This window comes from Streptomyces sp. NPDC023481, assembly GCF_055560195.1.
The window spans coordinates 106,385-120,829 of the sequence record NZ_JBVHJE010000010.1; the positions used below are offsets into that span (position 1 = coordinate 106,385).

The following is a 14,445-nucleotide window of genomic DNA, read 5'->3' on the forward strand; positions in this document are numbered from 1 at the left end:
GTCCACCCTCCTCTGGATGGCATGACTATACGTATCGCTGCACTTTTATGCAATCGACCCGGGGAGCATGACCCGGCGGGAGACGAGGTAGGTGACCGGGACGGCCACGGCCGAGGCGAGCAGCGGGGCGAAGCGGCTGCCGGCGTGCAGCACGTCCACGATCACGTACACCCCGGCCGTGGTGATCACGAAGTTGGTGACGTTCGTCAGCGGGAACAGCAGGAATTTCCGCCAGGTGGGCCGGATCCGGTAGGTGTAGCGCGCGTTCAGGAAAAACGATCCGACCATGCTGAGCAGAAAGGCCAGCGCGTGTGCCGCGAGATAGGGAAGGAAAGCCAGAAAGAGGAGGTAGAGGCAGTAGTAGGTCGCCGTGTTGACGACACCCACCGCCACGAAGGTCAGAATCTGCCGCATCAGGGAATGAGATCTTTCGTCCGTTCCACGTTGGTCGCCTTCACCAGGAAGTGCGGGCGCCCCTTCACCTCGTAGTAGATGCGGCCGGTGTACTCCCCGATGACTCCCAGCATGACCATCTGGACGCCCGCGAGGGCGGTGACGGCGGTGATGATGGTCACATAGCCGGGCGTCTGGACGCCGTTGACGAGTGCGGCGCCCACGATCCAGGCGGTGTAAAGGCCCGCGCACAGCAGCAGGCCCACACCGAGCCAGAGTGCTGCCCGCAGCGGGCGGTTGTTGAAGGACAGCAGGCCGTCGAGGCCGTAGTTGAGCAGCCCGCGCAGGCTCCAGGAGCTGCGGCCGGCCTCGCGCACGGCGTTCTGGTAGGCGAAGGTGGTGCTCGGGAAACCGACCCAGGCGAACAGGCCCTTGGAGAAGCGGTTGTACTCGGTCAGGGCCAGCACCGCGTCCACCACCCGCCGCGACAGCAGCCGGAAGTCCCCGACGCCGTCGGCGAGTTCGACGTCGACCAGGCGGTTGACGAGCCGGTAGTACAGGCGCGCGGTGACGGTCCGGGTGAGCCGGTCGCCGGTGCGGCTGCGCCGGGCGATGACCTGGTCGTGGCCCTGCTCGCGCAGTTCGACCATGCGCTTGATCAGCGCCGGGGGGTGCTGGAGGTCGGCGTCCATGACGATCACCGAGTCGCCCGAGGCGTGCCGCAGACCGGCGAGCAGGGCCGCCTCCTTGCCGAAGTTGCGGCTGAAGGAGACGTAGCGGACCCGGGAGTCGAGGTCCGCCAGGTCCTCCAGGACGGCGAGCGTACGGTCCCGGCTGCCGTCGTCCACGTACACGAACTCCATGTCGTGGCCGAGGGGCAGCAGTTCCTCGGCGACCTTCTGGACCTCCTGGTGGAAGCGGGCGAGGACGTCTTCCTCGTTGTAGCAGGGCGCGACGATCGATATCAGCATGCGGGATCCCCCCTGGGCGCGGTCAGGAAGCGGTGGTCACGCGCTCGCGCGGTGATGTGGTCGTGTGTGGCGCCGGGACGCGCCGGCGGCGGACGGCACCGGCGGCCGTGAGCAGGACCAGGGTGAGCAGCGAGGCGGCCCCGACGGTCGTGCCCAGCCGCAGGCCGGGTGGATGGAAAGTGCAGGTCAGCGTGGTCGCCCTGGCGTCCAGGGGGACGGCGACCAGGCCGTGGAAGTCGCCTGCGGGACGCTCGGGGCCGTCCCCGGTGGCGCAGCGCCAGCCGGCGATCCGGGGCGCCGCGACGACCGCGACGCCCTTGCCGGCGGCGGGCAGCCGGGCCCGCAGGGTGCCGTCGGAGACGGTCACCGCGGTGGCGCCGGTCGCCTTCAGCCGGGCGGCCGCGGTGTCCAGCCGGGCGGTGTCCAGACAGCCGACGGCGCCGGACGGGACGCGGCCGGGCCGGTCCGGAGTCAGCTCGATGCGCAGCCGCCCGGAGGCGGGGGCCGTGCCGAGCGGCTCCATGGCGGCGCGGTTGCGCGGGGGCGCGTACCGGAACCGGGCGGATCCGCCGGTGCCGGCGAGCCGCGCGGTGCCGGAGAAGTGCGGGGCCCACAGGTGGACTTGGGTGCCGGCCGGGCAGCGGGCGGTGAGCGTCGGCCGGGCCAGGGCGTTTGCGGTGCCGACGCGGCGGCTCGGGACCGGTCGCCCGGCGTCGTCGTACACGCCGACGCGGGGCACGGTGTAGACGCGGCTGCCGAGCAGCAGTTCCTGGTTGCGGTACGGCGACGGCCCGAAGGGGCGCCGGTCGGCCGCGGGCCGCACGGTGACCAGGGGCGGCACGTCCCGTCGGGTGACCGTGACCGGTCCGCCGCCCGGGGGCACGTGCTTCTGGTGCGGGTCGGGCGGGGAGTGCACCCGGGCGCCGACCGAGAAGACGACGTCCGTGACGGCGTTGTCCAGGCTCTGCACGCTCCGGCCGCGCGAGGTCCAGCCGTCGCCCAGCGCGGTGAGGGTGCGGCTGAGCACGTCCGGGGTCAGGCTGCTGTAGTACTGGGCGCCCTCGCCGCCCACCAGCAGCGGGTCGTTGCCGACGGTCTGCTCGCGGCCGGGGTCGGTGCGGTAGCGGGGCCAGCCGTCGGCCCGGGCGATCGCCGCCGCCTGGGTCTCCTGCCGCTCACCCCAGGGCGCGTAGTCGTCCAGGTGCGCAAGACGCAGCCGGTCGGCCAGGGCGGCGGTGGCGGCGCTCTCGCCGGTCTGCACGGCGAGCAGGAGGGCGACGGCCGGCACGGCGAGCCGGGTGCGCCGCCCGGCGCGGGCCAGCAGGACCAGCCCCCCGAGGGCGCCCGCGAAGGCGGCCACCAGGACCGGCCAGGTGTACCAGCCGACCAGTGTGCTGCGGCCGGCGACGGCGACGACCAGCGCCAGCAGCGCGGTCGCCGCGCCGAGCGCGCGCCGGTCGGGGACGCCGTACGCCAGGGCGTGCCAGGCGGCGATCACCAGCAGGCCGCACAGCACGAACGCCTGCCGGTAGGCGCTGCCCTGCGGGGTGGCGAAGGCGTGCCAGACCAGATGGGTGGGACCCCACTGGAGGGACAGGGCCACCGCGAGCACGAGCGCCGTCCAGCCGGTGCGGACCGGGACCGGGACCGCCCGGTGGAAGGGCAGCGCGAGGGCGAGGAGCAGGGCGGTGAGGCCGACGTAGAGGGCCGGGGAGCCGAAGCCGTAGGTCGCGGGCAGCAGCCGGGCGGCGACGTCCTCGGCGGGCACCGGGGTGAACTGGCGTACCCGGCCCGGGTAGGCGTGCCGGGTGCCGAAGTAGACGACGGCGACCAGCGGGGCGGCGAGGCCCACCCCGAGGGCGGTGGTGAGGGCGGCCCGGCCGGCCCTTCCGAGCGCCCGGCGGCGCGGCGGGCGGGCGAGCAGCAGGCGCAGCAGCAGGACCAGGGCGGCGCCGAGGGTGGCCATGTAGGCGGTGTAGAAGTTGGCGGTCCAGGCGAGGGCGACGAGCAGGACGCCGGGCAGGATCCGGCGTCCTGCGAGCGCCCGTTCGCCGACCAGGCACAGCACCGGCAGGGCGATCAGGCCGTCGAGCCACATCGGGTTGTAGGAGGCGTCGGCCAGGCTCCAGCCGCACAGCGCGTACGAGGCGCCGAGCAGCCCCGCCGCCCACCAGCGGCCGGGGCGCAGGGTGAGCAGAAGCCAGGCCATGGCCGCGGCGGCGGAGGCGGTCTTCAGCACGGTGACGGCGTAGACGGCGAGGTCGATCCGGTCGCGGGGGAAGACCCCGACGAGCAGGGCGAACGGGCTGCCGAGGTAGGTGCCGAGGTCGGGCAGGAAGCTCGTGCCGTAACCGGACTGCCAGTTGACGAGCAGGCCGCCCTCGGCCCTTCCGTGCAGCAGGTCCCACAGGTGGGCGTGGAAGGGCACGTACTGGTTGCCGAGGTCGTTGACGCTGCGGGTGCGGGGGCCGAAGGGGTAGCCGCGGGCGAGGATGTCACCGGCGCAGAAGGCGGTGATCGTGACGACCGCGGCGAGCAGGGCGGCGGCCCGGCGCGGCGCATTCGGCGGGATCGAGCGGTCCATGTGTCGGCAGGCCCCCAGCGCATTCCTTTTCCGCGATTTCGCCGACTTAGACGGGGCTCCTTTCCGCATGGTTGTGCGCTCACCGGAAAACGGGGTGAGTTTCTCCCGGCATATGAAACAGCACGTGAATTCCGGGGTGTTCGGGAAAACGACGGCTTTCCGCAAGGTGTTTCCGAGGTGAACGCGCCGCACCGCGGACCCCGTAAGCTCGTCCCATGGCGCACCGTGACGCAGCCGGGTTCTGGCCGGTCCCCGACGTCCTGGCCCACCTCGCCGGACGCTGGCGGGTCGAGCGCGCGGTGCGGGATCTGGCGAGCGGCGCCGAGGGGCACTTCACCGGGACCACCGTCTTCGGCGCGCTGGAGGGCGGCGGGCTGCTGCACGAGGAGTCCGGCACCTTCACCTGGCGGGGGACGGCCCGGCCGGCCACCCGGACGCTGCGGTTCCTGCCGGGGCCCACGCCGGGCCGGGCGGACGTGCGGTTCGCCGACGGGCGGCCCTTCCACGAGCTGGACCTGTCCACCGGGCGGTACGTCGCCGACCACCCCTGCTCGGCCGACCTCTACCGGGGCGAGTTCACCGTCCGGGACGCCGACCGCTGGCGCACGGTGTGGCGGGTCGGCGGCCCCGCCAAGGACCTCGTCCTGACCACCGACTACGTGCGCGAGCGCTGAGCCGGGATCCCGTCGACGCGGAGGTTCCAGCGGCCGGAGCGGCCGGTCACCGTGGTCGCGGACAGCGGGCGGACGTCGATGTTCCAGTAGCTGGAGGGCGGCGCCTTCAGGGCGTAGACCAGGGCCGCCCGGATCACGGCCGGCTCGGCCACGGCGACGATCCGGCCGCCGTCGTCCCCCGGCCGGGTGTCCAGCCAGCCGCCGACCCGGGAGATGAACGCCAGCAGGGACTCGCCGCCGTGCGGGGTGGCGCGCGGATCGGCGAGCCAGGAGTCCACCGCCTCCGGCTCCCGGGCCATCGCCTCCCCCAGCGTCAGCCCCCGCCAGCGGCCCATGTCGCAGTCCCGCAGGGCGAGCTGGACCAGCGGGGCGTACCCCAGGGCGTCGCCCGTGGCCCGGCTGCACGGGGTCGGCGAGCAGTAGCGCAGCTCGGCCGCCGCCAGCGGCAGCAGGTCCCCGGCGGCGCGCTGCACCTCGTCCCAGCCGGCCTGGTCCAGCGGCCGGTCGTCCTCGAAGCGCTCCCCGGGCAGCGGGGCACCGCGCGCGGCGGCGACGAACGTCACCCTCAGTGGCATGCGGTGATGGTGAGCCGCCCGGCGGTGCGGGTCAAGGGCCGTTACCGCCTGATTACCCGAGGTATGCGCGCGCTTACCCGTTGGGTGTGTGCAGCATCCACTGGTCGGGCCGGTCCAGCGGCCGGAAGCCGAACCTGGCGTACACCCCGTGCGCGTCGTGCGTGGAGAGCAGGACGCGGCGCACCCCGAGGGCCTTCACGTGGTCGCGGATGCGGCCGACGAACGCCGTGCCGACGCCCTTGCCGCGCACCGACGGGTCGACGTACACGTCCGCGAGCCAGGCGAACAGCGCCTGGTCGGTGACCACGCGCGCGTACGCCACCTGCTCGCCCGAGGCCGTGTCGTACACCCCGAAGTTCAGCGAGTGCGCCATCGCCCGCTCGTGCTGCTCGCGCGGGCGGCCGAGTGCCCAGTACGCGTCCTGGGACAGCCAGCCGTGCACCCGGCCGACGTCGACGCGGGCGGTGTCGGCGGAGAACTCGTATCCGTCGGGGAGAACCGGTGTATCGCTCATGACCCGGATCATCACAGGCCCCGCCGTCACCGGGCGAGCGGATTTCCCATGACCTCGTCGCAGGCCGCCCGCAGCCGCCGGACGCCCTCCGCGATCTCCCCGGTGCCGGCCACCGCCGCGAAGCTCAGGCGCAGGTGGGCGGCGGGGGGTTCGGCGCTGAAGTAGGGGCGGCCGGGGGTGAGGGCGACACCGGCGCGCAGGGCCGCCGCGGTCAGCTCGCCCTCGTCCGTGCCCTCGGGCAGCCGCAGCCACAGGTGGTAGCCGCCGGACGGGACGTGCGGCAGGGCGAGTTCGGGCAGCTGCCCGGCGAGCGCGCCCGTCATCGCGTCCCGGCGGGTCTTCAGCTCGGCCGACAGCGCCCGCAGATGGCGCGGCCAGGCCGGGGAGCCGACGAGTTCCAGGGCGGCCTCCTGGAGCGGCCGCGGGACGAAGAAGCTGTCCACGACCTGGATGGCGCGCAGCCGTTCCAGCACCGGCCCGTGCGCGGCCAGGGCGCTCACCCGGAAGCTGGGCGAGGTCGCCTTGGTCAGCGAGCCGACGTGGACGACGACGCCGTCCGGGTCGTCGGCGGCCAGCGGGCGGGGCAGCGGGCCCGCGTCGGCGTGCACCAGCCGGCGGACGAAGTCGTCCTCGACCACGAACGCGCCGGCCTCGCGGGCGATGCGCAGCACCTCGGCACGCCGGGCCGGCGCGAGCACGGCACCGGTGGGGTTCTGGAAGAGCGGCTGGCAGACGAAGACCCGGGCACCGGTGGCGTGGAAGGCGTCGGCGAGCAGGTCGGGCCGTACCCCGTCGGGGTCCACGGGCACCGGGACGGGCCGCAGGCCGGCCGCGCGGGCGAGGGCCAGCATGCCCGGGTAGGTGGGCGACTCCACGAGCACGGGGGCGCCGGGCGGGGCGAGCGCGCGCAGGGCGGTGGCCAGCGCGGCCTGGCCGCCCGCCGCGACCAGCACCTCGGCCGCGGTGACGGCGCCGCCGATGCCGCGCGCGAACCACTCCCGCAGCTCGGGCAGGCCCTCCAGCGGCGGTCTCCCCCAGGCGCCGGGCCGCCGCCCGGCCCGGGCCAGCGCCGCCGCCATGGCCCGCTCCGGCTGGAGCGAGGGATGCGGGTAGCCGCCGTTGAACTCCAGCACCCCGGGCGGCGGCGCGGCCAGCGAGACCGTGACGCCGGAGGCGTCCACCGTGCGCGGTACGAGGTCGGCGGTGCCGTCGGCGCTGAGCGCGACCTCCTGCCAGGAGGTGTCCCCGGCGGGTGGCCCCGGGGTGCCCGGCCGGGCCCGGAAGGCGCCGGCGCCCGGCCGGGTGACCACCAGACCCTCGGCGGCGAGCTGGGCGAGCGCCCGGGAGACGGTCACCGGGCTCACCCGGAACCGTTCGACCAAGGCCCGGCTCGACGGGAGCTTTCCACCGGGAGAGTAGCAATTCAGCTCCCTGCGGAGCCGTTCTGCCAGGTCACCCACACTGCTACGCTGTTGCATGAGAACACAGAGTAGCGCTACTACCGTCAGTCCGATAGCAGTCCCCGCTCCCCGGGAGCCGCGGGGCCTCGGCACCGCGCAGGCCGCCCTCGGCGTGGTCGCCTTCTCGCTGACCTTCCCGTCGACCGCCTGGGGCCTGGAGAGTTTCGGCCCGTGGTCGCTGGTGGCGGTGCGCGGTGTGCTCGCCGCCCTGGTCGCCGGCGGCTGCCTGCTCGCCCTGCGGGTACCGCTTCCGGCGCGGCGCCACCTCGCCGGCCTCGCCGTGGTCGCCGCCGGAGTGGTGCTGGGCTTCCCGCTGCTGACCACGCTCGCCCTGCGGACGTCCACCACCGCCCACGCGGCCGTCGTGGTGGGGCTGCTGCCGCTGACCACGGCCGTGTTCTCGGCGCTGCGCACGGGGGCCCGGCCCTCCCGCCGGTTCTGGCTGGCGGCCGTGGCGGGCGCGGTGGCCGTACTCGCCTTCACCGTCGCCCAGAGCGGCGGCGCCCTCACCGCGGCCGACGGCTTCCTGTTCGGGGCGCTGGTGGTGTGCGCGGCCGGGTACACCGAGGGCGGCCGGCTGGCCCGGGTCATGCCGGGCTGGCAGGTCATCGGCTGGGCGCTGGTGCTGTGTCTGCCGCTGACCGCGCCGGCCGCGGCGCTGGCGCTGTCGTACGAGCCGGTGCACCCGAGCGTCCACGGGGTGGTGGGTCTGGTGTGGGTGGCGCTCGGTTCGACGTTCCTCGGGCTGCTCGTCTGGTACCGGGGCATGGCGGCCATCGGCATCCCCCGGGCCAGCCAGTTGCAGTTGGCCCAGCCCCTGCTCACACTGGTGTGGTCGGCGCTGCTGCTGGGCGAGCACTTCACGGTGGCCGCTCCCCTGACCGCCGTGGCCGTGCTCGTGTGCATCGCCGTCACCCAGCGGTCGTGAGCGTGAGGAGGGCCGGCAGATGCGCGCATCCAAGGGCGACAAGCTTGTCCAGCACGGCAGGGTGGTGGGCCAGCACGACCAGGTCACCGAGGTCGTCGAGGTGATGGGCGAGAACGGCAACCCGCCCTACCGCGTCCGCTTCGACGACGGCCGTGAGGCGATCATGTCCCCGGGCCCCGACTGCCAGGTCAGGCACGGGGAGGAGCACCAGAGGTAGTCACCGCGGGGGTGTCGCCGGCCCCCGGTAGTGGTCGGCGACCACCCGGGCCATGGCCCCGATCGGGTCGTCGGCCAGGTCCTTGGCGCCGAAGAACACGTGCCCGCGCACCTGCGGGTACCGGGCGGCGAGGGTCAGGTGGCGGGACAGCTCGGCCGGGTCCTGCCAGGCCGCGGGCTGCCCGGCGGCGCCCGCCCGGTACAGCGCCTCCCCGACGTACAGCCGTGTCCTCGTCCCCTGCGCGACCCGCGCCCACCAGGCCACGAGCCGGGCGTAGTCGGCGTCGGGGTCACCGATGTGCCAGTACAGCTGCGGGACGACGTAGTCGATCCACTGCTCGCGGACCCACTTGCGGGTGTCCGCGTACAGATCGTCGTACGTCTCGACGCCCGCCTGCGTGTCGGAGCCGCGTGCGTCGGTCGACGCGTTGCGCCACACGCCGAACGGGCTGATCCCGAACCGGGTGCCGGGCCGGACCCGCCGGATGCCGGCGGCCGTCTCGGCCACCAGCCGGTCGATGTTGTCCCGCCGCCAGGCGGCCCGGTTCGCGAAGGCGCCGCCGTGGCGGTCGTACGCCTCGTCGTCGTCGAAGGTCTGGCCGGCGGCCGGGTAGGGGTAGAAGTAGTCGTCGAAGTGGACGGCGTCGAGCGGGTACCGGGCGACCGCGTCGAGGATCGCCCGCTGCACGAAGGCGCGGACCTCGGGCAGACCGGGGTTGTAGTACAGCCGGCCGTCGTAGCGCACCACCCAGTCGGGGTGCGCGCGCGCCGGGTGCGAGGCGGCCAGCCGACCGGGGTCGGTGTGGTTGGCGATCCGGTACGGGTTGCACCAGGCGTGCAGCTCCAGGCCCCGGGCGTGGGCCTCGGCGACGGCCGTGCCGAGCGGGTCCCAGCCGGGGTGGCGGCCCTGGGTGCCGGTGAGGTACGCGCACCAGGGCTCGTACGGCGACGGCCACAGCGCGTCGGCGGTGGGCCGCACCTGGAGGATCACCGTGGTGAGCCGATCGCGGACCGCCCGGTCGAGGTGGGCGACCAGCTCCGCGCGCTGGGCTCTCGCCGGGAGACCGGGCCGCGAGGGCCAGTCCCGGTTCTCCACCGTCGCGATCCACACGCCCCGCAGCTCGGCCGCCGCACCCCGCCCGGTGCCGGCCGCCGCGCCCGGAGCCGGGGCGGGCGGCTCCCCGGCCGGGGTCGCGATTGGGGCGGTGGCCAGGGTGGACAGCGCGCCCAGCGCGAAGGCCCGCCGAGACATGCGCCCCATTCACACAACCCCTTACGCTCCGGATCCGTTCCGTCACGGATCGTTTCGCGGTTCAGGATGCCCCCACCCGGACGATCGATCATCGATACTTGGCGGTAACGTGCACGATCGGAGCAGGCGCCGAACCCGGAGGTCTGCCAGCGAGCCGGAATCTTCAGCGAAGGGGACGATGTGACCGACATCGAGCGCATCGGGATCGTGGGCTGCGGCCAGATGGGCGCGGGCATCGCCGAGGTGTGCGCCCGCGCGGGACTGGACGTGAAGGTCGCCGAGACCACCGGCGAGGCCCTGGAGATCGGCCGCACCCGGCTGTTCAACTCCCTGTCCAAGGCCGCCGAGCGGGGCAAGATCAGCGAGGCCGAGCGGGACGACGCGCAGGCGCGGCTGAGCTTCACCACCGACCTCGGCGAGTTCGCCGACCGGGACCTGGTGATCGAGGCCGTCGTCGAGAACGAGCAGGTCAAGACCGAGATCTTCCAGGTGCTCGACCAGGTGGTGACCCGGCCGGACGCCATCCTGGCCTCCAACACCTCCTCGATCCCGCTGGTGAAGCTGGCGGTCGCCACCGGCCGCCCGGACCACGTCGTCGGCATCCACTTCTTCAACCCGGCCCCGGTGCAGAAGCTGGTCGAGCTGATCCCGGCGCTCACCACCTCCGAGGGCACCCTCAGCCGCGCCCAGGTCTTCGCCGAGAAGGTGCTCGGCAAGCACGCCATCCGCGCCCAGGACCGCTCCGGCTTCGTGGTGAACGCGCTGCTCGTGCCCTACCTGCTGTCCGCGATCCGGATGTTCGAGTCGGGCATCGCGAGCCGCGAGGACATCGACAACGGGATGGAGATGGGCTGCGCCCACCCGATGGGCCCGCTGAAGCTGTCCGACCTGATCGGCCTGGACACCATCGTCTCCATCGCCAACAGCATGTACGCCGAGTACAAGGAGCCGCTGTACGCCGCTCCCCCGCTGCTCCAGCGCATGGTCGAGGCGGGCCGGCTGGGGCGGAAGACGGGGTCGGGGTTCTACACGTACGCCTGACTACGAAGAGCTACGCCCCGCGGGCCCGGCACCGGATTTCGGTGCCGGGTCCGTTCGTTTCACACACCGTGTGCGCGCCGGGCACGCATATGCCTGCCACACACGCTCCCCATGCGCCCACCAGGCGAGTTGACTCTTCATGCGCATGCAAGGGATGCGGAACCATCCATACCTACTACCGAAAGGAGCGGATCCGTGACCGCCGATCCGGAGCATCCCGTGGTCCAGGGAGAACTCGCAGAGTTACGGCGCCGCCTCGACGTGGCCTACGCCCGTGTCGAGGGAGGGCTGGCACTGCTGCGGCACCGCACCGAGGAGTCCGCCAAGGAACTGGACGAGCTGAACTCGCGGATGACCTCACTGGAACACGCACGCTGGCCGCTGCCCTCGCTCGCCGCGCTGACCGCGCTTGGCGCGCTCGTCGTGACGGTCTGGCAGGCGCTGGGAGCCCATTAGGCCCTCTCTTTCGGATCTTGCCGGCGTCACGGGGTCTGGCACGCACGGGTCAGCCGAAAGGCACCGTCGCCCCAGGCCGACCTGATCCGGAAGAAAGGACCTAACCGCCGGCTCGCGCCCGGCTCGGCAGCCGTCGGCTCTCTAGCCTTCGGCGAGCCTGAGGTGGTGCAGCAGGAGTAACGCGGCCGCCATGTTGGCGGCCGGGACCTCCCCACGGGCGATCAGGTCGGGGACGAGTTTGAGAGGGACCCATTCCCGCCGGTCCGACTCGAAGTCGTCCACGGGATGCCCGACGTACTCACCCCGGTCGGACCAGTAGACGTGGTGCCGGGCGTCGGTGAGGCCGTTGGACGGCTCCACGCTCATCAGGTGGTGCAGGGGCCCCGGCCGCCAGCCGGTCTCCTCCTCCAGTTCCCTGGCCGCCGCGCTCGCGATGTCCTCGCCGTCCTCGACCACGCCCGCGGCCAGCTCCCAGCCCCAGCTGTCGGTGATGAAGCGGTGCCGCCACAGCAGCAGCACCTCGTTGGCCTCGTTGACCACCGTGGCGACGGCGACCGGGCGCATCCGGATGAGGAAGTGGTCGAGGTGCCGGCCGTCCGGCAGCTCGACATCCGCCAGATTGACGCTGAACCAGCGGTTTTCATACACGGTTTGTTCGTTCTGTTTCGTCCACTGCACGGTTCTGCCACCTTCCGCCGAGTAAGGGGCAATATCGCAGCAGGGACGGTGTGCCTACAGTGGGCCTACAGCGGTACGCGCAGCGCGCCGTCGATGAGTTCGGCGGCCTCGGCGGTGCCGGCCGAGCCGCAGCGCACCAGATGCTCGCGCACCGCGCGCAGTCTGTCGCGCAGCCGCTGGGACTCCATTCCGCGCGCCTGTTCCGCCATCTGCACCGCGGTGACCACGGCCTTCTCGGCGTTGCCCTGGCGCAGCTCGATGGTGCTGAGCATGGCCAGCCGGTGCACCCGGCCGCGGTCGTGGGCGGGGTTACCGACGGCCGCCGCCGCGTGCTCCCGGGCCGCGGCGAGTTCACCGAGACTGAGCAACGCCTCGGCCACCTGCACATTGACCAGGCCCGGCTGGACGTACCCGGTCTCGTCGGGCTCGTAGCCGCGCCGGATCCGGTCGGCGGCCGTCTCCGCCCGCCGGATGCAGGACAGCGCGCTGCCGCTGTCCCCGAGGTGCGCGTACGCCTTGGCCTGCATCGCGTACAGGTCGGAGGCGAGCGCCGGGGTGATGTGCCGGCCGGCGGCGCGCAGCGCGGCCTCGGCGAAGGCGACGGACTGCCGGTACTCCCGCATGAACAGCGACTGGTTGACCAGCAGCGCGATGACGTACGCGCCCAACCCCCGGTCCCCGCTCGCCTTCGCCAGCCGCAGCGCCTGGTGGAAGTAGCGCTGGGCGAGCCCGTGCGCGTCGGAGTCGTAGGCGCAGATGCCGGCGATCGCCACCAACCCGCCGGTGGCCCGGTGCAGTTGGCGGCCGGTGGCGTCGGTGTAGCCGCCGCGCAGCAGCGGCGCGGCCTCGGTGTTGAGGAACCCGACGATCCGCGTCCGGGTCGCGATACCGCCGGCCTTGCGGTACATCTGCTCGTAGTGCGTCCGGGCGGCCCGCAGCATCTCGATGTCGGCCGCGGTGACCGGGTGCCGGCCGCCCCGGGAGACGTCCACGTCCTCGGGCGGGTTCTCCCACTCCCACACCGGCATGACGGCGGGCGTTCCGGTGACGGCCGGCGCGCCCAGCACATGGGGCCGCTGCTGCTCGTCCGACCGCCACAGGGCGGTGGCCCGCTCCACGAACCCGCCCAGCGAACCGGCGTGCGGCGTGCTCGGCTCGCCGGGCACGCCGAGCCCGATGTCGTCGAGCGTGACGGGCCGCTGGAGCCGGGCCGCCAGCACCTCGCAGATCAGGTCGGGGACCTGGCCGCGCGGCCGCTGGCCCTTCAACCAGCGTGCCACGGCGGTGTGTTCGTACCGCAGGGCGAGTCCGCGTCGGCGGCCCGCCTGGTTGACGTGGGCGGCGAGACCGGCGTGCGAGATGCCCGCCTCGTCCAGGATGGCGTCGAGCAGGGTGTTGGGCTGCATGGGATGCCCCCCGAGTGGCCTGGTGCCGACAGCGTAGTGCGCGGGCGTTCACACGGGGTGTGAACCGAGTGCGTGGATCCGGGCCGTGTGCACGCTGTCGCGGAGCGTGCCGGTTCGGTTGACTGAGGTGCCTCGCAAGAGGCCGGCCAAGCCGCCGGCTCCCCCTCGAACGACGGTGGCTTGGCCGGGGCGATCATGGGACTACCGCCGCGTCGACGGCGCCGGGCGGGTGGGGGCCGAGCACGCCCGGGTTCCCGGGTAGGACGGCTTGCCCCGGGTGCGGCCGTTGCGCAGGACCAGCAGGGCCACGTCGTCCGCCGGTCTGCCGCCCGTGTGGTGCAGCAGGGCCCTGAAGAGGGTGCGCAGCACCGCCTGCGGTGACACCGGCTGGTCGCGTACGGCGTCGCGCAGCGCCGCGGGCAGCGAGAAGAACCGGCCGTGTGTGTCACGGGCGTCCTCCGCCCCGTCCGTGAACAGGACCAGCGACTCCCCCGGGAGCAGGGAGCCGCAGGGCAGCGGCTCCAGCTCCGCCGGCAGCGGGAACGGCCCCAACGGCGGCAGGGGGTCCCCGCCGGACAACTGCTCGACCCGGGTGTCGGTCAGCACGTACGGCCACGGGTGCCCGCAGTTCAGGACCCGCAGGTCGCCGTCCCGGTCGACCTCCAGCAGCAGGACGGTGACGAACTCCTCGGCGACCGGGTTGTCGGGGTCGGCGAGGCCGTTCGCGGGATGCTCGGAGCGGGCGCGTTCGCGCAGGTGGCGGGCGAGGGCCCGGTCGAGTCTGCGGAGCACCCGGTCCAGCCCGGGCTCGTCGTGCACGGCCTCGCGGAAGCTGCCGAGGAGGGCGGCGACGGTGCCGAGGGCGGCCAGACCGTGCCCGCGCACGTCCCCCATGACCACCCGCACCCCGTGCTCGGTGGCGATGGCCTCGTACAGATCGCCGCCGACGCTCGCGCCCCGGTCGGCGGACAGCTGGGCGGCGGCGACGTCGATCCCGTCGAGCCGCGGCGGCAGCGGACGCAGGACGACGTTCTGCGCGGCGCGCGCCGCCCGCCGGGCGAGCCGCAGCTCCCGCAGCAGGCCGCGGCGCACCTGGAATATCAGGCCGGTGCCCACGGCGAAGAACACCGCGCTGGTGACGATGCGCGCCCCGACCCCGTCCTGCTGGGCGAGCGGGCAGCCGAACTTGTAGCCGACCGCGACGGCTCCCCACGCGGTGGGCAGGACGAATGCCCGCCCGGTGGGCGCCCGTGCCTTGATGCGGATCATGCCTCTGGTCCCCCATGTGGGCCCCGAC

The 14,445-nt window shown here is 73.6% G+C and carries 15 protein-coding genes; 5 read left to right on the forward strand and 10 right to left on the reverse strand.

The features are described from left to right. Nucleotides 1-45: 45 nt before the first annotated feature. The 3 genes from ACZ3ZD_RS20605 to ACZ3ZD_RS20615 are packed head-to-tail and all read right to left on the reverse strand — an operon-like array spanning nucleotide 46 to nucleotide 3,948. Nucleotides 46-414, reverse strand: coding sequence for a GtrA family protein (locus ACZ3ZD_RS20605; protein WP_467399230.1), 369 nt, complete (start codon nucleotides 412-414; stop codon nucleotides 46-48). After that, the gene (locus tag ACZ3ZD_RS20610; RefSeq protein ID WP_467399233.1) at nucleotides 414-1,364 is read right to left on the reverse strand and encodes a glycosyltransferase family 2 protein; all 951 of its coding nucleotides are present in this window, start codon (nucleotides 1,362-1,364) and stop codon (nucleotides 414-416) included. Before ACZ3ZD_RS20610 ends, ACZ3ZD_RS20605 begins: the two co-directional genes overlap by 1 nt. 22 nt (nucleotides 1,365-1,386) lie before the next feature. Further along, complete coding sequence (locus ACZ3ZD_RS20615) at nucleotides 1,387-3,948, reverse strand: YfhO family protein (protein WP_467399235.1); 2,562 nt, start codon at nucleotides 3,946-3,948, stop codon at nucleotides 1,387-1,389. Between the two features lie 215 nt (nucleotides 3,949-4,163). Between ACZ3ZD_RS20615 and ACZ3ZD_RS20620 the strand changes: the two genes are divergently transcribed. Then, nucleotides 4,164-4,622, forward strand: coding sequence for a DUF6314 family protein (locus tag ACZ3ZD_RS20620; RefSeq protein ID WP_467399238.1), 459 nt, complete (start codon nucleotides 4,164-4,166; stop codon nucleotides 4,620-4,622). Here ACZ3ZD_RS20620 and ACZ3ZD_RS20625 read toward each other — a convergent pair. From ACZ3ZD_RS20625 to ACZ3ZD_RS20635, 3 genes are all read right to left on the reverse strand, one after another. After that, nucleotides 4,604-5,197: a histidine phosphatase family protein gene (locus ACZ3ZD_RS20625; protein WP_467399240.1), complete on the reverse strand. Its 594-nt coding sequence runs from the start codon at nucleotides 5,195-5,197 to the stop codon at nucleotides 4,604-4,606. The genes ACZ3ZD_RS20620 and ACZ3ZD_RS20625 overlap by 19 nt on opposite strands. A 73-nt stretch (nucleotides 5,198-5,270) precedes the next feature. Continuing rightward, nucleotides 5,271-5,711, reverse strand: a complete 441-nt coding sequence (locus ACZ3ZD_RS20630; RefSeq protein ID WP_467399242.1) for a GNAT family N-acetyltransferase — start codon at nucleotides 5,709-5,711, stop codon at nucleotides 5,271-5,273. Between the two features lie 26 nt (nucleotides 5,712-5,737). Next, nucleotides 5,738-7,189 carry an aminotransferase-like domain-containing protein gene (locus tag ACZ3ZD_RS20635; RefSeq protein WP_467399245.1) on the reverse strand — a complete coding sequence of 484 codons (1,452 nt, stop codon included), beginning with the start codon at nucleotides 7,187-7,189 and terminating at the stop codon, nucleotides 5,738-5,740. On the opposite strand from ACZ3ZD_RS20635, the gene ACZ3ZD_RS20640 reads away from it, so the two are divergent. Next, nucleotides 7,188-8,099 (forward strand): DMT family transporter, encoded by a 912-nt coding sequence (locus tag ACZ3ZD_RS20640; protein ID WP_467399247.1) that lies wholly within the window; start codon nucleotides 7,188-7,190, stop codon nucleotides 8,097-8,099. The two genes, ACZ3ZD_RS20635 and ACZ3ZD_RS20640, sit on opposite strands and share 2 nt — an antisense overlap. Nucleotides 8,100-8,118: 19 nt before the next feature. Continuing rightward, nucleotides 8,119-8,316: a DUF1918 domain-containing protein gene (locus ACZ3ZD_RS20645; protein ID WP_467399249.1), complete on the forward strand. Its 198-nt coding sequence runs from the start codon at nucleotides 8,119-8,121 to the stop codon at nucleotides 8,314-8,316. Here ACZ3ZD_RS20645 and ACZ3ZD_RS20650 read toward each other — a convergent pair whose 3' ends face one another. After that, complete coding sequence (locus tag ACZ3ZD_RS20650) at nucleotides 8,317-9,576, reverse strand: glycoside hydrolase family 10-like protein (protein WP_467399252.1); 1,260 nt, start codon at nucleotides 9,574-9,576, stop codon at nucleotides 8,317-8,319. Nucleotides 9,577-9,747: 171 nt separating this feature from the next. Here ACZ3ZD_RS20650 and ACZ3ZD_RS20655 point away from each other — a divergent pair, with 171 nt between their 5' ends. Further along, nucleotides 9,748-10,608, forward strand: coding sequence for a 3-hydroxybutyryl-CoA dehydrogenase (locus ACZ3ZD_RS20655; RefSeq protein ID WP_467399253.1), 861 nt, complete (start codon nucleotides 9,748-9,750; stop codon nucleotides 10,606-10,608). Nucleotides 10,609-10,803: 195 nt separating this feature from the next. Further along, nucleotides 10,804-11,064 (forward strand): hypothetical protein, encoded by a 261-nt coding sequence (locus ACZ3ZD_RS20660; protein ID WP_467399256.1) that lies wholly within the window; start codon nucleotides 10,804-10,806, stop codon nucleotides 11,062-11,064. Nucleotides 11,065-11,205: 141 nt separating this feature from the next. Here ACZ3ZD_RS20660 and ACZ3ZD_RS20665 read toward each other — a convergent pair whose 3' ends face one another. The 3 genes from ACZ3ZD_RS20665 to ACZ3ZD_RS20675 all read right to left on the reverse strand — a co-directional run bounded on the left by ACZ3ZD_RS20665 (nucleotide 11,206) and on the right by ACZ3ZD_RS20675 (nucleotide 14,417). Next, a complete protein-coding gene (locus tag ACZ3ZD_RS20665) occupies nucleotides 11,206-11,742 on the reverse strand; it encodes an NUDIX hydrolase (RefSeq protein WP_467399258.1) in 537 nt (178 codons plus the stop codon). Between the two features lie 65 nt (nucleotides 11,743-11,807). Continuing rightward, on the reverse strand, nucleotides 11,808-13,148 hold the full coding sequence (locus tag ACZ3ZD_RS20670; protein WP_467399260.1) for a transcriptional regulator: 1,341 nt from the start codon (nucleotides 13,146-13,148) through the stop codon (nucleotides 11,808-11,810). Nucleotides 13,149-13,349: 201 nt separating this feature from the next. Continuing rightward, nucleotides 13,350-14,417: a PP2C family protein-serine/threonine phosphatase gene (locus ACZ3ZD_RS20675; protein WP_467399263.1), complete on the reverse strand. Its 1,068-nt coding sequence runs from the start codon at nucleotides 14,415-14,417 to the stop codon at nucleotides 13,350-13,352. Between the last annotated feature and the right edge of the window lie 28 nt (nucleotides 14,418-14,445).